Source organism: Candidatus Leptofilum sp., assembly GCF_965223285.1.
GTDB lineage: Bacteria > Chloroflexota > Anaerolineae > Promineifilales > Promineifilaceae > Leptofilum.
This window is the reverse complement of sequence record NZ_OZ244997.1, coordinates 5456850-5474264: the sequence shown is the minus strand read 5'-3', so window position 1 is coordinate 5474264 and position 17415 is coordinate 5456850. Positions and strand designations below refer to the sequence as shown.

The window sequence follows — 17415 nt, the reverse complement described above, 5'->3', positions numbered from 1 at the left end:
ACTTGGGAATATCTACCAGTTTGGCAGCTGAATGCCTTGTGCTTTAGCTAATTCCTCGGCGCGCTGGCTTAGCCGCTGGCTTTGGCTTTCATTGCCAATGGCGGCTTCATGCGCAGCCCACGCCCACAGCGTCCGTGCCTGATCTCTGGCAGAGGCTACCCCACCCCCATTGACGGTAGAAAAGAGACGGAAACTTTCGGCAAAGCAGTCGGAAGCCGTATACGTGGTGTTGTCGATTTGTAACGGCCGTACCGCCCTACCCCCTTTCGCCAACACCTGAGCCAGACCGTACCAGGCAAACCCCAATCCAGAGTCACTTTCCTGAATGGCCGCCTTGCGGTGGGCGCGATTCGCAAACCGGAGCGCATCATCCAATTGCCCCTTGCCTAAATATGTCAACGCCTGATAAACATACACGCGCGAGCTTTCATACCAGCCAGCCATCTTGCCAAAATCTTCCAAAAAGTGCGTGACGCCACGTATTGCCCGTTCCGCTGCCTCGTAGCTTTCTAAATCAACGAGCGCAGCCGCCAAATTGGTTCGCACCTTCATGATTTCTAGCTGATCGCCCAAACCGTTGGCAATGGTCAACGCTTTGCGGTAGAACGGAATTGCCTGGTTAGATTGCCCCCGCAGCCGAGACGTCTCCCCCAATAAATTCAACATTTGGCCAATTGCCAATTGGTCTTCCAACTCCCGATACACCTTCATCGAAGCCAGGAGCCAATGTACCGCCTTATCAAATCGGCCCAGCCGATTGTTTACCTCACCAATAGCTCGGTTCGCCAATGCCAATGCAGGCTGATTACCCAACCGTTCTAGCAAGGCAGATTGGCCTTTTAGTTGCGCTAAATATTGCTCAACTGGACGGTAACGGCCGATTTTTATGTGCTCTTCACATGCTTGCGTTAAACTGCGGGTGAGCAGCTCTGGCTCATCTAGCTGCTGGCTTGTTTCCAACGCCTTTTGGGTCGCCAGGATCGCCATTTCTACATCCCGCTGCTGCAACAGTGCCTCACTTTTAAGCAGCAACGCTTCTACCCAGGCAGACTCTGCATTCACCAACCAGGCTACGCGCTCCGCCTGGAGCGCACTTTCTAACATCGACACAAAATCTGCCTGATATTTCTGAATCCCCGCTAATCCATTCCAGGCGCGGGCCTGAAGCAGCAAATCCCCATCCTCTTCGGCCGTGAAGCGCATGGTCATGTACGTTTGAGCAGCTTCGACCAAACGCGCCTGCCTTAGCAACAGTTGGCCCAAATCATCCTGCAAGCGCAGCTGCCACAGGGCGTAATGAGACATCTCTGTAAGCAATGAGAGGGAGCGACAGAAAAAGTCAGTGGCTAAATGCAAGTTGAAGATGTCTTGGGCACGCTGGGCAGCCATTTCGTACAGTTCGGCCGCCATCGACTTTTCTTCGGCATGTTCATAATGCTCGGCAATGGTGCCAGCATATTCAGAAATACGCTCTCCGCTTTGCTGGGCCAGCCAGTCGGCAACCTGCTTATGGTATTTAGGACGTGCCCGCAGCAGTACCGATTCATAGGTAACCTGATGCAAAATCGCATGCTTAAACAAATATGCCTGGGTTCCAGCAAACCCGGAGGATTGCCGCCGGAATATCATTTCCCGTTTTTCTAACGCTTGCAAGGCCGTGCGCGTCTGGTTGGCATCTAGTGGGTCTTCGGCTGCGGCATTCATTTGGGTAACGGCCGTATCCCAAAACACACGCCCCACCACAGCCGCCCGCTGCAACGTCACCCGTTCCATATGGGTCAGGCGATCCAGTCGGCCCTGCAACACAGAGGTGATGTTGAGCGGCACGCGCACCTCGGTAAGCTGGTTGCGCCGCAGCTGCCATTGCTCCTCGCCGGCAATAATCACCCCATCTTCTATCAATACCTTGATGAGTTCTTCGACATAGAACGGGTTGCCTTCTGCTCTTTCCAACAGCAAATCCGACAAGTCGGCTGGAATTTCTGGCAGCTTCTGCAAGATTTCTAGTACCAGTTGGTGGCTTTCTTCTGGGGAGAGTGAATCAAGGTGAATATGCGTGCCGGGCAACGGCCGTTCTCGTCTTAAGCCAGCTGGCCCATCAAACGGCCGTGCCACCCCAATCATCAATAGCGGTACCTTCTGGCAGCTATCAGCCAGATGTTGCATCAAGTCCAGCGATGCCTCATCGGCCCAATGCAAATCCTCCAAAAAGAGCAAAACGGCCGAATTATGCGCCGCAATAACCTCAAAAAACTGAGCCAAATATTCATAAGCCGCCTGGCGCAACTGCGGTGCTTCCCCCGTCTGCCCCAACGACTGCACCTTAATTGACAAATCCAGCCCAATGAGTTGGCCAATGATGTTGGCGCGGGTGCGAAGCTCATCATTTTCCTGCCCCATGAACTTGCCCATCCCCTGCACCAGCTTCTCTTCTGCCACCGACGGCGGGTCATTGTCTTGAATCTCAAAATGAGTCGCCAGCATGTCGCGAATGAGGCTATATGGTAACTGGCTAATCTGCTGATAGGTACGCCCCTTGAACACTGGTACATCATACGGCAATGCCCGCACCCAATTACTAAACTCATGAATGAGTCGGGATTTCCCCACACCCGCATCACCTGTGATAATCAACGCCTGCCCCATACGCTTCTCAACCGCATGTTGCAGTGTTTCTTTTAGTTGAGTTAGTTCTGCATCCCGCCCCACCATGCGGGTTTCCACACCTTCAACGCCACGGCCAGAAGCATAAAACAGGCGCGGTTTAAGCCCCAATACCAGATAAACCTGGATTGGTTCTGAACGGCCGCGAATCGTCACCAATCCTAGAGGTTCAACATTGAAGCGATCATGAACCAGCATGTACGTATCATGAGAGATGAGAATGCCGCCTGGCGGAGCCGATTTTTCCAGACGGCTGGCCACATTGACCGCATCACCAATGACCGTGTACTCCTCGCTGCTGCCGACACGGCCCAACATAACTGGCCCCGTATTGATGCCTATGCGAATTTGCAGCTGGCGTAAATGAGCCATCTCCTTCTCAGAAACAGGTGTTTTACTGCTTGACTGCTCTAAAATAAAGTCGCTAAGCGCAGCCCGCATTTGCAGGGCTGCCCGAATGGCACGTTCAGCATCATCTTCATGAGCAACCGGTACGCCAAACAAACCCATCACCGCCTCACCCATGTGCTTGTCGATGGTGCCATCCTGAAAAGTGATGGCCTGATCTAAGCGTCGCCAAAGACCATTCATAACATCCAGCATATTGGTATCTGGCAAAGCATCGGCAACGTTCGTAATACCGGTAATGGTTGCGAATAGAATGCTTACTTGTTTGCGCTGGGCAGTTTTAGCGTCAACGTGGTTTTGAGAGAGGGCATCAATTGCGGTGAGCTTTTCTTGCAGGGCGGCAATGGTGGTGTTTACAACAGCATCCCCCAGGAGGGTGCGTTTCTCATCTAGCGAGTGAATGGCTTGGTGTAACTGTTCCTGCTCGGTCATCAATACAGCTCAATTAACACGGTTTGTACAATTCTTACACTTTACAAAACCTACATCATTTTCAAGTTGCTAAGCACAAATGGCGCAATTCTTTATGCTGTTTTTTGCTAATCTGTGCTTCGCAGTACGCAGGTTTATATTTTTTCTAATATGTCTGACAGTTGATATTGCTGAGCAATTTTTGCTGCCTCCTCAGCTAAAGCATAGGCCTGGTCGCTCTTTCCCCGAAGATGCTCATATTTTGCCCAGCTATTTAAGGTGTGCAACAGTTCATCTGCGGTCGCCGACCCCATATCTGCCAGAAGCTGATGGCTCCGATGAAAACATTCAGCAGCATCCACGGTGCGCTGTTGGATGGTCGTTTGGCGGTTTTTGGTTGGTTCTTTGGCCAAGACCATACCCAACACACGCCAGACCACGGCCGTTACCCGCTTTGCTTCTCGGCCATATTGCTGCTTACGCACCGACAACGCCATTTCAACGGCCGTCTGCGCCTGTGCCAAGGCTTCATCAAGTAAATGATCTTCCAGAAAGAGTTGGGCCAAACCAGCCACAGCCATACTGATGGCCAACGGCCGTTCCAACATGCGGGCACGACGCAGCGTTTGTTCCCACCAATCATACGCTAGCTGCAAATGAGTCTCTTTTCCCGCCAAATCCATTGCAGACTGCGGATTCGCAACGGCTTGCATCAGGTGCAGTTGCCCCAAACAGCAAGAGATCTGCATGCGCAGCACCTCGTTGTCGCTTTTGTCTGCCTGGACGAGGGCTTGCTGCAAATACCCTTCACTTGTTTCATACTGCCGCTGGTACATGGCAATCATGCCCAGATGACGCAATGCCAGCACCGTTCCATACACATCTCCCAAATCGCGGGCAGAGTGCAGGCAGCTTTTGTAATTGTTAACGGCCGTTTCCCAATCTCGCTGGTCGCGGGCAATATGCCCTAGCTGCGCCAGCATCAACGCCTCCCAAATGCGATCATCCATCTCTCGGAAGCGTTGTCGAGCCGTCTCCGTGGTGTTCATGGCCCGCTCAAAATGGCCAGACTCGCGGGCAATGTGCCCCAGCAACGCCTGCATGTATGCTCTGGGCAGCGTAGCGGCTTCTTCCTTAAGGTTATTGTACAACGTTTTGCCAATTTGAACGGCCGTATATCGATCCCCAATCAGGACCAGCACCCAGCCGACGGCCACCTGGGTAATCAACTGCAAATCTGGCAATTTTGCGGCTGTTGCTGTGCGATCGGCCTGCTGCGCTGCGTCCAACGCCTGCGTTAAATCATCCTGCAAAAAATGGCACAAAAAGAGACCCAGATGGGCACGCACCACAGCCTCTACATCCTGTACCGACTCAGCGGCTTTGGCCATTGCCGAATAGGCGTCAGTGGCGTCTTCAAATTGCGCCAGCCAGCGAAGCATTTCACCCAGCCCTTCGTTGTAAGAGACTCGCTGGGCGACTGTTTCGTTAGAAACCGGCAGCAGATTGAGAGATAGGCAGTAGTAAAGAACGGCCGTTTCCGGAGCATGCTCCTCTCGCGCTTGTTCTGCCGCACGGCCGTACCAAACTGCACCCTGAGCAAACTTTTCTGCCTGTTCCAAATGGTAAGCCACCATGCTAGCAAGCTGCATCGCCTCGCTATTGTCGTGGGTCACAAACCAGGCTGCTACCCGCCCATGCGCCTCCTGCCGCTCCTGCACCGTCAGCGATTCATAAGCCGCAGTTCGCAGATCGTCGTTGCTAAAAGCGTACTCCTGGGTGTTGGAAAACGCGGAATTTTTGCGCCGGTAAATCCAGCCCAAATCAACCAGATTCCCTAAAACGACCGTTAATCCATCCCAACTCAACGGCACATCATCTTCAGCACTAAGCTGAAGCAGCACCATATCCCAAAAGAATGGCCCCATCACGGCCGCACGCTGCACTACCATCCGCATCGGCTTAGACATTTTTTCTAGCTGGTTGCCAATCAGGCGAGACAGCGTCAGCATCGGGGGCAGTTCGGCCAGATTGGGCATGCGCACATACCAGCGGCTCCCAGAACTATCAATCACATCCGCCTGAATCAACATTTTCACTAGCTGGGCCAAGTGGTGCGGATTGCCCCCGGCTCCATTCACAATCATATCACTAAGGCGAAGTGGCACATGATCAACATGCTGCATCAGTTCCGACAGCAAATGCCGACTATCAATGAGCGACAAAGACTGTAAATCAATATAATGATACGTTTGTTGATCGTGGTCTTCTACTATACGCCAGGACGGCCGTTTCTCCAGCAGCTCCGGTCGTGCCAAACAAATGATTAGCAAGGGCAAATGGTGGCACTCGGCGATCAGGTATTCCAACAGGTCAAACGACCATTCATCTGCCCAATGAATATCTTCCAAAAACAGCACGACGGCATCATTTTGTTGGCAAACGGCCGTAAAATAGGTCACCAAATCCTCAAACGCATATTCACGCAGCAGACGCGGGTCGGCAACAATCTCTTTTAGCAGCGGGCTGTCTGAAAAATCGAAGCCCAGTAGCTGCCCGATGTAATGTGCTTGGGTGAGCGAACGAGTGTCCGAATTTTTCAACTCCGCCAGCAAACCGCGCACCAGCTTTTCACGGGCGACTGTTGGGCTATTGCGACGATGGATTTCAAAATGATTTACGAACAGATCGCGGATAAGGCCATACGGCCGTTGCTGCACACTCCGCTCTGCGCCCCCCTTGTAAATCGCCACCTGGTCTGGCCACAATCGCAGCAAACGCTCAAACTCAAAAAGGAGTCGCGTCTTCCCCAGCCCAGCTTTGCCCACAATGGTTACCACCTGCGCCTCGCCAGACTCAATCGTCCCTTGCAGCACATCCTGCAAGCGGCCAACCTCTTCTGATCGGCCCACCATGCGCGTCTCTAAAAAGCTGGTGCCGCTCGCCCCCCGCCGAAACGCCAAAGGCTTCTCCCGCAGAATCACATACGCTTGACCGCTCTCTTGCTGGCCATTCAACGTTAAACCAGATTGCGCCTGTGCCTCAAAAAAGGGATGGATAGATTCATACACTTGGGGGGAAACCAACACGCCATCTACCGGAGCTTGCTGCTCCAGTTGATGTGCCACCGTCACGGTATCCCCTAAAATTGTGTATTCACCGCTACTGCCCAGTGAGCCGAGCAGCACAGTTCCAAAATGAATGCCAATGCGCATCCGTAATGCCTGATTTTGCGGCAGCGAATGTGCAATTTGCCGCAGCGGGCCATCATTAAATAGAGCCAGCTCCATTTGCATGTCGAGTGCCGCCTGCACGGCGCGCTCCCGATCATCTTCACGACGAATTGGCAAACCAAAAAAGGCTATAACGGCATCCCCCACGTGCTTATCCACGCGCCCGCCCCAAGAGTCAATCACGCTATCCAGCTTTTGCCACACAGCGTTGATCATGTCTCGCACCTCTTCTGCATCCATTTGCTCAGACATGGTAGTGAAGCCAGACATATCAGCAATGAGTACGGCTCCTTCAGCTTGCTGGGGAGTGGGCAGCGGCTCGACCAGTGCGGTCAGCTTGGAACGCAGCGTGCTGATAGCAATATTGGCCACATCTTGATTTAAGGCGGCGCGTTGAGCTTCCAAGGTAACAATGGCTTGCTCAATTTCTTGACGAATCGACACAAAAAGACCTGATTAATTGAAACTTACAAGAATGAGTGTGTGTAAGTTGCTAATGAATAAAGTTTGCGAAAAGTGAGCTTTTCCCACTTGTTATTATAGAAGATGTAACGGCCGATAAGGAAACCACTTTGGCAGGACTATTGTAACATTTTTTGCAGTTGATGCCTTTGTGAACGGCCGTTCCCATGCAACTTGCATAGTTTACCAGATATCACTATACTGCGCGCCGCCCAATCCACACAAAATTCGGGCCATCTTTTAGCCTATGAGACTCAAAAAACTCGTCCTGCAAGGATACAAAACATTTGCCAGCAAAACCGAATTTGTCTTCGACGAAGGCATAACGGCGATTGTAGGGCCAAATGGCAGTGGCAAAAGCAATATTGCCGACGCCGTGCGCTGGGTGTTGGGCGAGCAAAGCTACAGTACGCTGCGGGGCAAGAAAACCATCGACATGATTTTCGCTGGCAGCCAGAGCCGCCCCCGGGCAGGTATGGCCCAGGCCATCCTCACGCTAGACAACAGCGATGGTTGGCTGCCCATTGATTACAGCGAAGTGGAAATCGGCCGTCGCGCCCACCGCTCTGGCGAAAACGAGTACATCCTTAATGGCCAAAAGGTGCGCCTCAAAGACATCACTGACCTCTTAGCCACCAGCGGTTTGGCTGAACGCACCTACACCATTATTGGGCAGGGGCTGGTTGACCAAGCTCTGTCTCTACGGGCAGATGAACGACGCGCCTTGTTTGAAGAAGCAGCGGGCATTAACCATTATAAAACCCGCCGTGCAGAAACGCTGCGCCGTTTACAGGAAACCCAGCGCAATCTCCAGCGTGTTCACGACATTTTGGCCGAAATTCGCCCCCGTCTCAATTCGCTGCGGCGGCAGGCCACCCGCGCCCAGAATTACGAGCAAATTTCACAAGACCTGCAAAACTTGCTGCGGATTTGGTATGGCTACCGCTGGGAGGTGGCTAAAAAAGAAATTCGGCGGGCGCGGGAAACGGCCGTTTCCTCTGAAAAAACGTGGCAAACGAGCCGCCAAAGAATGCGCGTGCAGCAAGAAAATGCGGACGATCTGCGTCGCCAAATCCACCGCCTGCAGCAAAAAGTAAGTGACACCCAAAACGAGCGGGACGATTTACGTGACCAGCTAGAAAATGCCCGGCGTCAGGTGGCCATTATGCAGGAGCGGCGGGAGTCGGTGCAGCGCCGGCTGGCCGAAGTGGAGGCCGAACTGCCGCCCATTAGCCAGCAGCGGGAAGCCGCCGCCAGCGAACTAGCCGCCGCCACCGAGGAGCTAACCGCTGCCCAGGCCAGCCTAACCCAGGCGCGGGAGCAGTTGCAAATGTTCAACGCCAACTTCCAAACGCAGCAGGCGACGATTAACAAATGGCAGTCGGAGCTGCAAAACGCGACGCAGGCGCAGCGCAGTACGCAAAATCGGGTGGCCCAACTGCAAGGGCAGCTCAACCAGCTGCGCGAGCAGTTGCAGGAGCAAACCGCCAATCAGCCCAGCGGCGACGAGGGCGAACTGGTGAAAATGCAGGCCGCGGTGGAGAAGCTCACGGCCGTTTTCACCACCGCTCAGCAAAAAGTGGAAGAGCAACGCCAACAGCGCAACGATCTGCAAAAACAGCGTCAGGAGCTGATTCAAGAACTCAAAAATCTGCGCCGCGACCTGCGCAACCAGGAGCAGCAGCTGAGCCGCCAGCAAAAAGAGCTGGCTCGGCTGGAAGCCCAAACCGAGATGCTGAACCAGATGCGCCGCCAGGAAACGGCCGTTCCCGACAACATCAATATTTTGGGCAATTTAGCCACCGTTTTGAGCATTCCCGCGCAGCACCAGCAAGCGATTGAAGCTGCGCTGCAAACTCGACTGGGCACGCTGCTGCTGCCGGATGAAGTGGCTCTGTGGCAACTACTATCCGAGCGCGACCCTGAAACCGCGCTGGCGGTAGCCGTAGCCGACAGCTTGCAGCCCGCCGCCCCACCAGAAATTAACGAAAGCGGCACGATTGGTTGGGCAGAATCTGTGGTGAGCTTCGATAAGCAATTTGCGCCGCTGGTGCAACTTTTGCTGGGTCGGGTGCTGCTGGTAGATGATGTAAAAAGTGGCGTCTCAATTGCCAAATCGCTACCCGCAGGCTGCGTCGCTGTTGCCCCAGACGGCACGGTGGCTCATGCGGGCGGCCTTATCGAGCTGGTTGGTCAATCAACCCAAGACAGCCTGCTGGCTCGTGAAGAAGCGTGGCGTGAGGCACAGCAAAAGCTAGAAAGCAAAAAAGATGAGGTGGCGGCATTGGAAACGGCCGTTGCCGAACAGCAAACCGTCATCCAAACCAAGCAAGAAGCGGTTGATGAACGCAACAGCGAAGAGCAGCGGCTAGGGAGATTGCTGAACGAAGCCAGCCAGCGAGTCAGCCAGGCGCAGCGGGATGCAGATCGGCAAAAGCAGCAGCAGACGTTCATCGAGCGGCAGCAAAAAGCGCAGGCGGAAGCGACCGCCCGGCTGCAAACCCGCATCGAAACGTTAGCATCCCACACCGAAAATGATGAAGCGGAGCTTGTGCGGCTGGAATCATCTGTGAGCCAAGCCCAGGCACAGCTAGACAGCCTGCCGGTGGCCGAAGCCCAGCAGCAGCGGGAAACCTTGCGGCAAAACATCGGGGCAGAACAGACGATTGTAGACGGCCGTCGCGCCGTGGTGGACAGCCGCCGAGCCACGTTGAACCAGTTTGAGCAGCAGCTCACCCGCTTGAAGCAGCGGCAGGCGTCGCTGCAACAGCAACAGGCAGAGCTGGCCCAAAACAAGCATGAGCAAGACCGCCTCCAGCTTCAGGACCAGATGAGTGAATTGGACGCGCAGCTTGCTCCGATGAAAGGCCGACTGGTTGAATTGCAGGATGAATTGGGGGATGTGGAGGAGAGTACGGCCGTTTCCCAAAAAGAAGCGCACGACCACGAAACGATCTACACCCAAGCCAAAATAGCGTACAGCCAGCAAAAAAGCGAAATCGAAGGGCTGCAAGAACGCATCAAAGCAGATTTAGGCATCGTCGCCCTCCATTACGACGATGACCAAACCGGCCCCACGCCGCTGCCCATCAGCGGCGTGCAGGCGTTGCCCAAAATCACCGAACTGCCTGATGACATCGAAGAAACGATCCAAACGTATCGCGGACAGATGCAGCGGATGGGGGCCATCAACCCCGACGCGCCGGAAGAGTACCAGGAAACGCAAGACCGCTTCGACTTCATGACGCAGCAAATTGAAGATTTGAACGAAACGGAAGAGAAATTGCGCAAAGTGATCGAGGAGCTGGACGAACTCACCAGTCGCGCCTTCGCCGAGACGGTAGACAAGGTAAACGCTGTCTTTGGCGAAACGTTTACCCAGCTTTTCGGCGGCGGCGCAGGCCGTCTCGTCCTCACCGACCCGGACGACCTTACCGTGAGCGGCGTGGACATCGTAGCCCGGCTGCCCAACCGGCGTGAGCAAGGGTTGGGCTTGCTCTCTGGTGGCGAACGGTCGCTAACGGCCGCTGCGCTCATTTTCTCGCTGCTCAAGGTTTCCCCCACCCCATTTTGCGTCATGGATGAGGTGGATGCGGCATTGGATGAAGCCAACATCAACCGCTTCCGCGAACAGCTGCGCGAGTTAGCGCTGGGCACGCAGTTCATCGTCATCACCCACAACCGAGGCACGGTGCAGGCTGCCCAAACCATCTACGGCATCAGCATGGGCTCAGACAGTGCCAGCCAAGCCATCTCCATCAAACCAGAAGAGTACATCAAGCAGCCAGAACTTTTGTGATGGAGTGAAAGGCCATTGCATAATTGATCAAACAGTCCAGATACGTATCGTGCTATATTCAAGCAATTGAATTCAAAACCGCAAATAAATATGAAATTGGCTGAAGTAAGCATTTTGTCCTTGGGACTTCTATGATATGCCTTTCGCCAGCATTAGTAAATGGGTCGTTCGTTAACGAAAATCAAGAGATATTGGCATGGAAAATAAATGTAAGGGAATTACAAATAATGGCGAGCAATGCCGACTGAACGCAGGAAAATCCGGATATTGCCATTTGCACGATCCTCTTAAACAAAAAGAAAGAAAAGAAGCACAACTTGCAAAACGAGAAAAATCTGAAAGAGAATGGGCTAAAGGAGAAAAGCTCCGAGAGGTTATTGAGATCGTACAAAATACTTGTAAGGCAAAAGGATGGCGATCATTCACTAAAAATACAGATTACAAACAATGGCGTTATGCTACTGTTGTCTTTTCAAGGTACGTATCCTTTCATGAGGTTGAAGGTTTCTTCGATATTTCTTTAGATGGGGGAGTTAAAATTTCATCTAACAAAGTGTCTTTTTATAGTCATGGAATCAGAGATTTGTTTGATGCAGTAATGGCAAACATCGGTGAACTGCCTTGGTTAGAATCAAAAAAAGAAAAAATACAAAAAAATCCTGCCGCAGCGTTTAAGCATGTTGCGCAATTGCTGCAGAGGTTTCATATAATTGCGCGACAGTTAAAACGTCGATATAACGGTCGAGAAACTTTGTTAATTAAGGACGAGTACGACGTTCAAGATTTACTCCATGCTTTGCTAAAAACAAAATTTGATGATGTCAGGCCAGAAGAATATTCTCCAAGTTATGCTGGTTCTTCTTCTCGAATTGATTTCCTCCTGAAGGAGGAGAAGATTGTTGTTGAAGTGAAGATGGCTAACTCAAAATTGGCTGATAAATTAATAGGGGAGCAACTAATTATTGATATTAAACGTTATCAAGTCCATCCTGATTGTAAAACATTGATCTGCTTTGTTTATGATCCGGATGGGTATATTCGAAACCCTGTTGCTTTAGAAAACGATTTGACCGGCAACCATGATAAAATTTCAGTTCATGTGCTAGTCGTGCCAAAATGAATTTTCCCACTACCTTCTGCTCTGGAACGGTCTTCGCCTAGCCTAGAAACTTTTCAGGCTGTGGCACGGCGTCCCCGCCGCGCCGCTTATGCTACCTACTCAAAACCAAGCAAGGATAGTCAAAATATGCTTCCATAATCTGCCAGCCTTTTGCTAGTTAAAACTCATGACTGACGAGCAACAAGGCCACTTACTATGCCACCCACGAAATAGCAAAGAAAGATGGCTAGGCGGGGCGCCAGCCACAGCTCACGATAAAGACCCTACCGAAGTGGGGGTCTTGGAAACTGCAAACATAGTGATCAAGTGAAGAGGAATGAGTTTTTCTGAAGAAGTTCAACAGGCACGAACATGGGTGGCGCGATGCTTGGGGTCGAGTGTGGCACAGTGCTTGGTTGAGGAGATAAAGCATGGCCCCGAGCGTGAGGTGTGGGACTGTCGCTTCACCTTGGATGGTGTCAGTACAAAAGCCATCCTCTCTGTGTTCAAACCAGGTGATCTCCAATCCGTGAACAGCAGCCTACAGCCGAAGGCAGCTGTGCAAAAGTGCGTATTGGCAATGTCTGAACTCCCTCAACTGGGCATTCCTACCGCGTCTCTCTTGGGGTATGCATCCGCTGCTGAAGAAGCTGCATACCTTACCCTGAAAGTGGAGAGTACTGGTTGGCATTCCGACGTGCGAATCGAGGCAGCGGCGGTTCTTGCCAGACTTCACTGTTTGGAGGAGTCGAAGCTTTCCCCAGCGTTGCAGCATCTGGCAAAGGTTTCAGACCCAAGGGAGTATCGAACCACCGCAGGAGAAGCTCCCATACCAGAACGCAAGACGCTCGTCCACGGGGATTACTTCTCGGCAAACATTCTTCCCGTGGCTGATGGCTTGAAAATTTTGGACTGGGAGACCTTTGGCTGGGGCGACCCGATGTGGGACTTAGGATTTCTTATTGGCGCGGATCGGAATGTTCCGACCCTAGAGATAGAGGCGACCATAAGGGAATATCAGAAGTATGCTCCCGTGAATCGCCAACGTCTCCAATGGCACCAGGAAAAGTGGTTAAAGTTCTGGGCTCTACGTTCACACTAGCAGAGAATTTATCTACCAACGGGCAGAAACGGCCGTTAACCTTCAAAGAATCCCAAGCTCCTTACGCTTTTGGTCTGTGGGCAAACCGGGATGATATTGATGAGGAATGGTTGGCAGACGGCCGTTCCAAATCCATGTAAGAAACCCACACCTTGTCATTTTGAGCGTAGCGAAAAATCCCACTACCCTCTGGCTGGCAAAACTCTCCTCGTTGCCAAAATCTTCACCAGTGAAACCTCCTAGGATGCTTCGGAGGACTTCAGCATGACAATTGGGGATGGAATCGCTCCGCGTTTTTTGACCCTTTTTTACGAGGCCGTCAATTGTTGCTTGTAAGCCTGCACGGTGGCGTCTTGTTCACCGAGCAGGGCAAACAGTCCCTCCATCACTGGGCGGGCACGTCCGTTTCCCCCGTTCATCTCCATCAGCAAACCATACATTGCCCCGGCGTATTCCCGCTTTTGGATCAGGTTGCTAATTTGTACGTTCATGCCAGTTAAACGGCCGTCTCCTACATCCACCAAAAATTGCGCCAACGGCCGTAGCTGGTTTGCCTCGCCACCATCACTTTTTGGCAACATGCGCAACGCTTCGCGGCCATTTCCTTGACGCAGCAGCTCTTTTGCTTTGTCTAGGCGAGCTTGGGGTGTGTTGGGAACGGCCGTTTGCGGCTTTGGTTTTGCATTGGTAGTCACAGGCTTTTGGGCCATCACCCGTTGCAAAAATTGGCGCACGTTTGGTTCTGGCTGCGCGCCGACAAACTCATCGACGACACGGCCGTTTACAAACGCCTTCACCGCCGGAATGCCACGCACGTCATACTGCATTGCCAGCGGCTGGTTGTGGTCACTGTTGATTTTGGCTAGAAGGAAACGGCCGTTGTGCTCATTTGCCAATCGCTCCAAAACCGGCCCCAACATGCGGCAAGGGCCACACCACGGTGCCCAAAAATCTACAATCACCGGCCGCTTGTGCGACTGCTGAATCACTTCTGTCTGAAAATTGGATTGATTAACATCCATAATATTTGTATTCATTTGATTTTCCTCTTGTTGATTAGTAACGGCCGTAATTTACCCACCAAATATAAAAATTACGTCAACAAAGCCACCCCAATTTGACGCGGGGAAACGGCCGTGACATACTCGACCCATGATTGAAACAGTGATGGTTGCATAACAAAATATATGGACAAAACTGCCCTGGCTCGCCGTTACACATCCCTATGGACTGGCGAATTTGTTTCCGCCATCATTTTTGCCGCCCTACTGCTCTGGACCGCCTCTCGCGATGGTCACTGGCAGCATTGGCTTGTGCGCACTTATAGTGTATCCGTTGTCATTTTCATTTTGATTCAAGGAACAGGTTGGTGGCGATGGAAGCTGCGTGTGCTCAAGCAAAATCAACGCACCCTGCCTGAGCCTGTCCTCCAGCGCTACCGCAGGTGGCGCACGGTGAATTGGGGATTGATTGTCTGTTTCCCACTCGCCGTTTTTGGGGCGATGTCCGTGGCCGACTGGCCAGCAAATTCGTTAGATATTTGGCTAGGCCTCCTGTTTTGGATTGGCGCAATTCTGGAACAGATCAACTACTACTACGTGCAGCTCATGTACAACTCCCGCTACGATTGGGACTATCTGAAAACGCACCGCCGCTTACGCACCGGAACCGTCGCCAAAGCATTGCAGAACAGTTCTCTTGAATAATCCACTAAGCAATCCCAATGCAACCCAGCACTTTAACCTCCGTATGGATAGGTGAGATAAACGGCCGTTCTTTTCAAATCATCATCTTGCTAACACATTTACGGCCGTTTACACTGTCCCTCAATGATAAAAGAACGAATCATCCAAAGTTTGGGCATCTGGATATTAGTCTCCCTCCTATTGCTGCTTATTGGCGAACCGCTGTGGGATTTACCGCCCCTACAGGCAGTGCTTTATGCTGGATTATTTGGATTTTCTGTTTTTCTGACTTTAGGGAGGCAAATGAGCGGAGGAAAAGACACTGTTGATGAAATCACAAGTCCTGATGGCATTGTTCAAGCCACAGTTGAGGCCTGGGACGACAAAAACACAATTTTGTACATAGCTAAAGTAAAACGAAACTATCGTGATGGCGTTTTTGCTGTAGAAAAAGAGTTCGAGGGTGTGGTTGAGGCAAAAGAATGGTTAGCATCCACCTATCAACAAGAACTAGAAAAGCACCAACAAAAACTCCAGGCGCAACAAATCGATAACAATTAACCATTTACCACTCACAATGAACCGTTACAAATGGTTTACATCCCCTTCTTGTTCCGTTAACAACCATTCTCTATAATCCTCACATGAGTTTTGAAATAGGTTCTCCTGTCGGCAGTTACCGAATTGAAGAAAAGCTCGGCCAGGGTGGCATGGCCACCGTTTACAAAGCGTACCATGAGCGGCTCGACCGCCATGTGGCGATCAAGGTGCTGCACGCCATTTTTAAGGATGACGACAGCTTCCTGCGTCGCTTTACCCGCGAGGCGCAGGTGGTGGCCCGGCTGGAGCACCCCAACATTGTCCCCGTCTATGATTTTGCCGAGCATGACGGTTACCCCTACTTAGTAATGCGCTTTGTGGAAGGGGTCACGCTTAAGGAGTTACTAAGCCAAGGCACCCTCTCCACCAAAGAGATGGTCCGCATTGCCAGCCGCGTAGCCGACGGGCTGGACCACGCCCATAAACAGGGCGTCTTGCACCGGGACATCAAGCCGTCGAATATTTTGCTAACGCAGGGAGGCGGGGTATTCATTGCCGATTTTGGCCTGGCGCGAATTACGCAATCGGGCGAATCTACCATGTCTCAGGACATGATCATGGGCACGCCGCAATACATTTCACCAGAGCAAGCCAAAGGCAATGTAGATTTAGACGGCCGTACTGACATCTACTCCTTCGGCATTGTGGTGTATGAAATGGTCACTGGACGCGTGCCCTTTGCCTCAGACACCGGCTACTCCGTCATCCACTCCCAAATTTTTGATCCGCCACCGCTGCCCAGCAGCCTCAACGATAAAATTAGCCCCGCCCTGGAAACGGTGCTGCTCAAGGTGCTGAGCAAAGAGCCAACTGAGCGGTACGCTACCGCGGGCGCATTTGTGACTGCCTTCAAGGAAGCATTGCAAGATGCGCCCAGCGAAATTGGCCCAACGGGCGCGGCCGTTTTGCCAGACAGCACCGAGAAGAAAACCCAACCTGTAGAAACGACCACTTCAGCCCCGCTCAGTGCAGACGTTCTCACCCCCGCCGACCTACCCCCAGACCTACCGGGCCTGGATGAAACCCCTACCGAAATAGTTACGCCTGCCCCAGAAAAAGAACCAAAGCGCAGACGGCCGTTGGTGTTGATAGGGATTGGCATTTTAGTAGGCATGTGCCTTTGTGCAGGTCTTATTTTCGTCCTCACCGATGGGTTTTCACCCCAAAACAACGGGCCAATTGCCGGTGCGCCTGACGACGATCCCGATTTCCTACCACCGGAATTTGACGATGAAGAGCCACTGCCACCAAATATTGAGCTGCCAGAAGTGGTACGCCCAGTGGAGGTGTTACTGCCGCTTTATGAAGAAAATCCCGAAAACAACATCCTCGCTGCTGAATTAGCCGCTGCCTTTATGCGTGAAGATCAGATTGAAGAAGCTCGCCACATTGTGCGCGAAATGGTGGGGCGGGTGCGGATGCCAGTTGGCTTAAACGTACTGGTGAACCGGCTCATGGAGGAAGAACAGTACGAGTTAGCCACCGTGGTGCTGGAAGAAGGGCTAGCACGCTTCCCGCGTGATTTTGAGATTCAGCAAAATTTGATGATGACGTATTTGCTTGAAGACGCATCGGCGCGGCGCATCGAAAACTATATGGCTTTATTGCATGAGAATGTCCACCATCCGACAACCGTTGCCATCGGGGAAGCGTACATTTTGTATGATGATGATCTGCTTCTGGAAGCCCTCCCCATTTTGGAATCGCCAGAGGCGTTTGACGATGGCGGGTTCGCCGCTGACCTCTTCTTTGTGAAGGGGATTTTGCTGCTGGAACTGGATGCACCTGAAGAGGCACTAGACACATTTGAAGAGGCAATGGCCCACGAACCACCGGTCTGGCTGGCTACCCGAATTGAAGAAAACATCGTAGAATTACGGCCGTAAACAGGGTCAAATATTTCGCAGATTCAACAGATTTCTCTCTATTCTCTGTGGTCTCTGTGGCAAAAT

General features: G+C 52.2%; 10 protein-coding genes. 7 read left to right on the top strand and 3 right to left on the bottom strand.

Going from position 1 to position 17415, the window contains the following annotated elements; translation table 11 throughout:
• Window positions 1-12: 12 nt before the first annotated feature.
• Both ACOQPU_RS24575 and ACOQPU_RS24570 read right to left on the bottom strand, forming a co-directional pair.
• A complete protein-coding gene (locus ACOQPU_RS24575; protein WP_420642470.1) occupies window positions 13-3504 on the bottom strand; it encodes an ATP-binding protein in 3492 nt (1163 codons plus the stop codon).
• A 134-nt stretch (window positions 3505-3638) separates the two neighbouring features.
• Window positions 3639-7160 carry an ATP-binding protein gene (locus ACOQPU_RS24570; protein WP_420642469.1) on the bottom strand — a complete coding sequence of 1174 codons (3522 nt, stop codon included), beginning with the start codon at window positions 7158-7160 and terminating at the stop codon, window positions 3639-3641.
• Between the two features lie 265 nt (window positions 7161-7425).
• Here ACOQPU_RS24570 and smc point away from each other — a divergent pair, with 265 nt between their 5' ends.
• The 4 genes from smc to ACOQPU_RS24550 all read left to right on the top strand — a co-directional run bounded on the left by smc (window position 7426) and on the right by ACOQPU_RS24550 (window position 13318).
• Window positions 7426-10977: a chromosome segregation protein SMC gene (gene smc, locus ACOQPU_RS24565; protein ID WP_420642468.1), complete on the top strand. Its 3552-nt coding sequence runs from the start codon at window positions 7426-7428 to the stop codon at window positions 10975-10977.
• Window positions 10978-11173: 196 nt separating this feature from the next.
• Window positions 11174-12097, top strand: coding sequence for a hypothetical protein (locus ACOQPU_RS24560; protein WP_420642467.1), 924 nt, complete (start codon window positions 11174-11176; stop codon window positions 12095-12097).
• Between the two features lie 316 nt (window positions 12098-12413).
• Window positions 12414-13178 (top strand): phosphotransferase, encoded by a 765-nt coding sequence (locus ACOQPU_RS24555; RefSeq protein ID WP_420642466.1) that lies wholly within the window; start codon window positions 12414-12416, stop codon window positions 13176-13178.
• A complete protein-coding gene (locus ACOQPU_RS24550; protein ID WP_420642465.1) occupies window positions 13145-13318 on the top strand; it encodes a hypothetical protein in 174 nt (57 codons plus the stop codon). The genes ACOQPU_RS24555 and ACOQPU_RS24550 overlap by 34 nt, the downstream gene beginning before the upstream one ends.
• Before the next feature lie 168 nt (window positions 13319-13486).
• Here ACOQPU_RS24550 and trxA read toward each other — a convergent pair whose 3' ends face one another.
• Entirely contained in the window at window positions 13487-14251 is a 765-nt protein-coding gene (gene trxA, locus ACOQPU_RS24545; RefSeq protein WP_420645869.1) for a thioredoxin, read from the bottom strand.
• 114 nt (window positions 14252-14365) lie between these two features.
• On the opposite strand from trxA, the gene ACOQPU_RS24540 reads away from it, so the two are divergent.
• From ACOQPU_RS24540 to ACOQPU_RS24530, 3 genes are all read left to right on the top strand, one after another.
• Window positions 14366-14884, top strand: coding sequence for a hypothetical protein (locus tag ACOQPU_RS24540; RefSeq protein WP_420642464.1), 519 nt, complete (start codon window positions 14366-14368; stop codon window positions 14882-14884).
• A gap of 123 nt (window positions 14885-15007) precedes the next feature.
• A complete protein-coding gene (locus ACOQPU_RS24535; protein ID WP_420642463.1) occupies window positions 15008-15424 on the top strand; it encodes a hypothetical protein in 417 nt (138 codons plus the stop codon).
• Window positions 15425-15507: 83 nt separating this feature from the next.
• On the top strand, window positions 15508-17349 hold the full coding sequence (locus tag ACOQPU_RS24530) for a protein kinase domain-containing protein (protein ID WP_420642462.1): 1842 nt from the start codon (window positions 15508-15510) through the stop codon (window positions 17347-17349).
• Window positions 17350-17415: the final 66 nt, after the last annotated feature.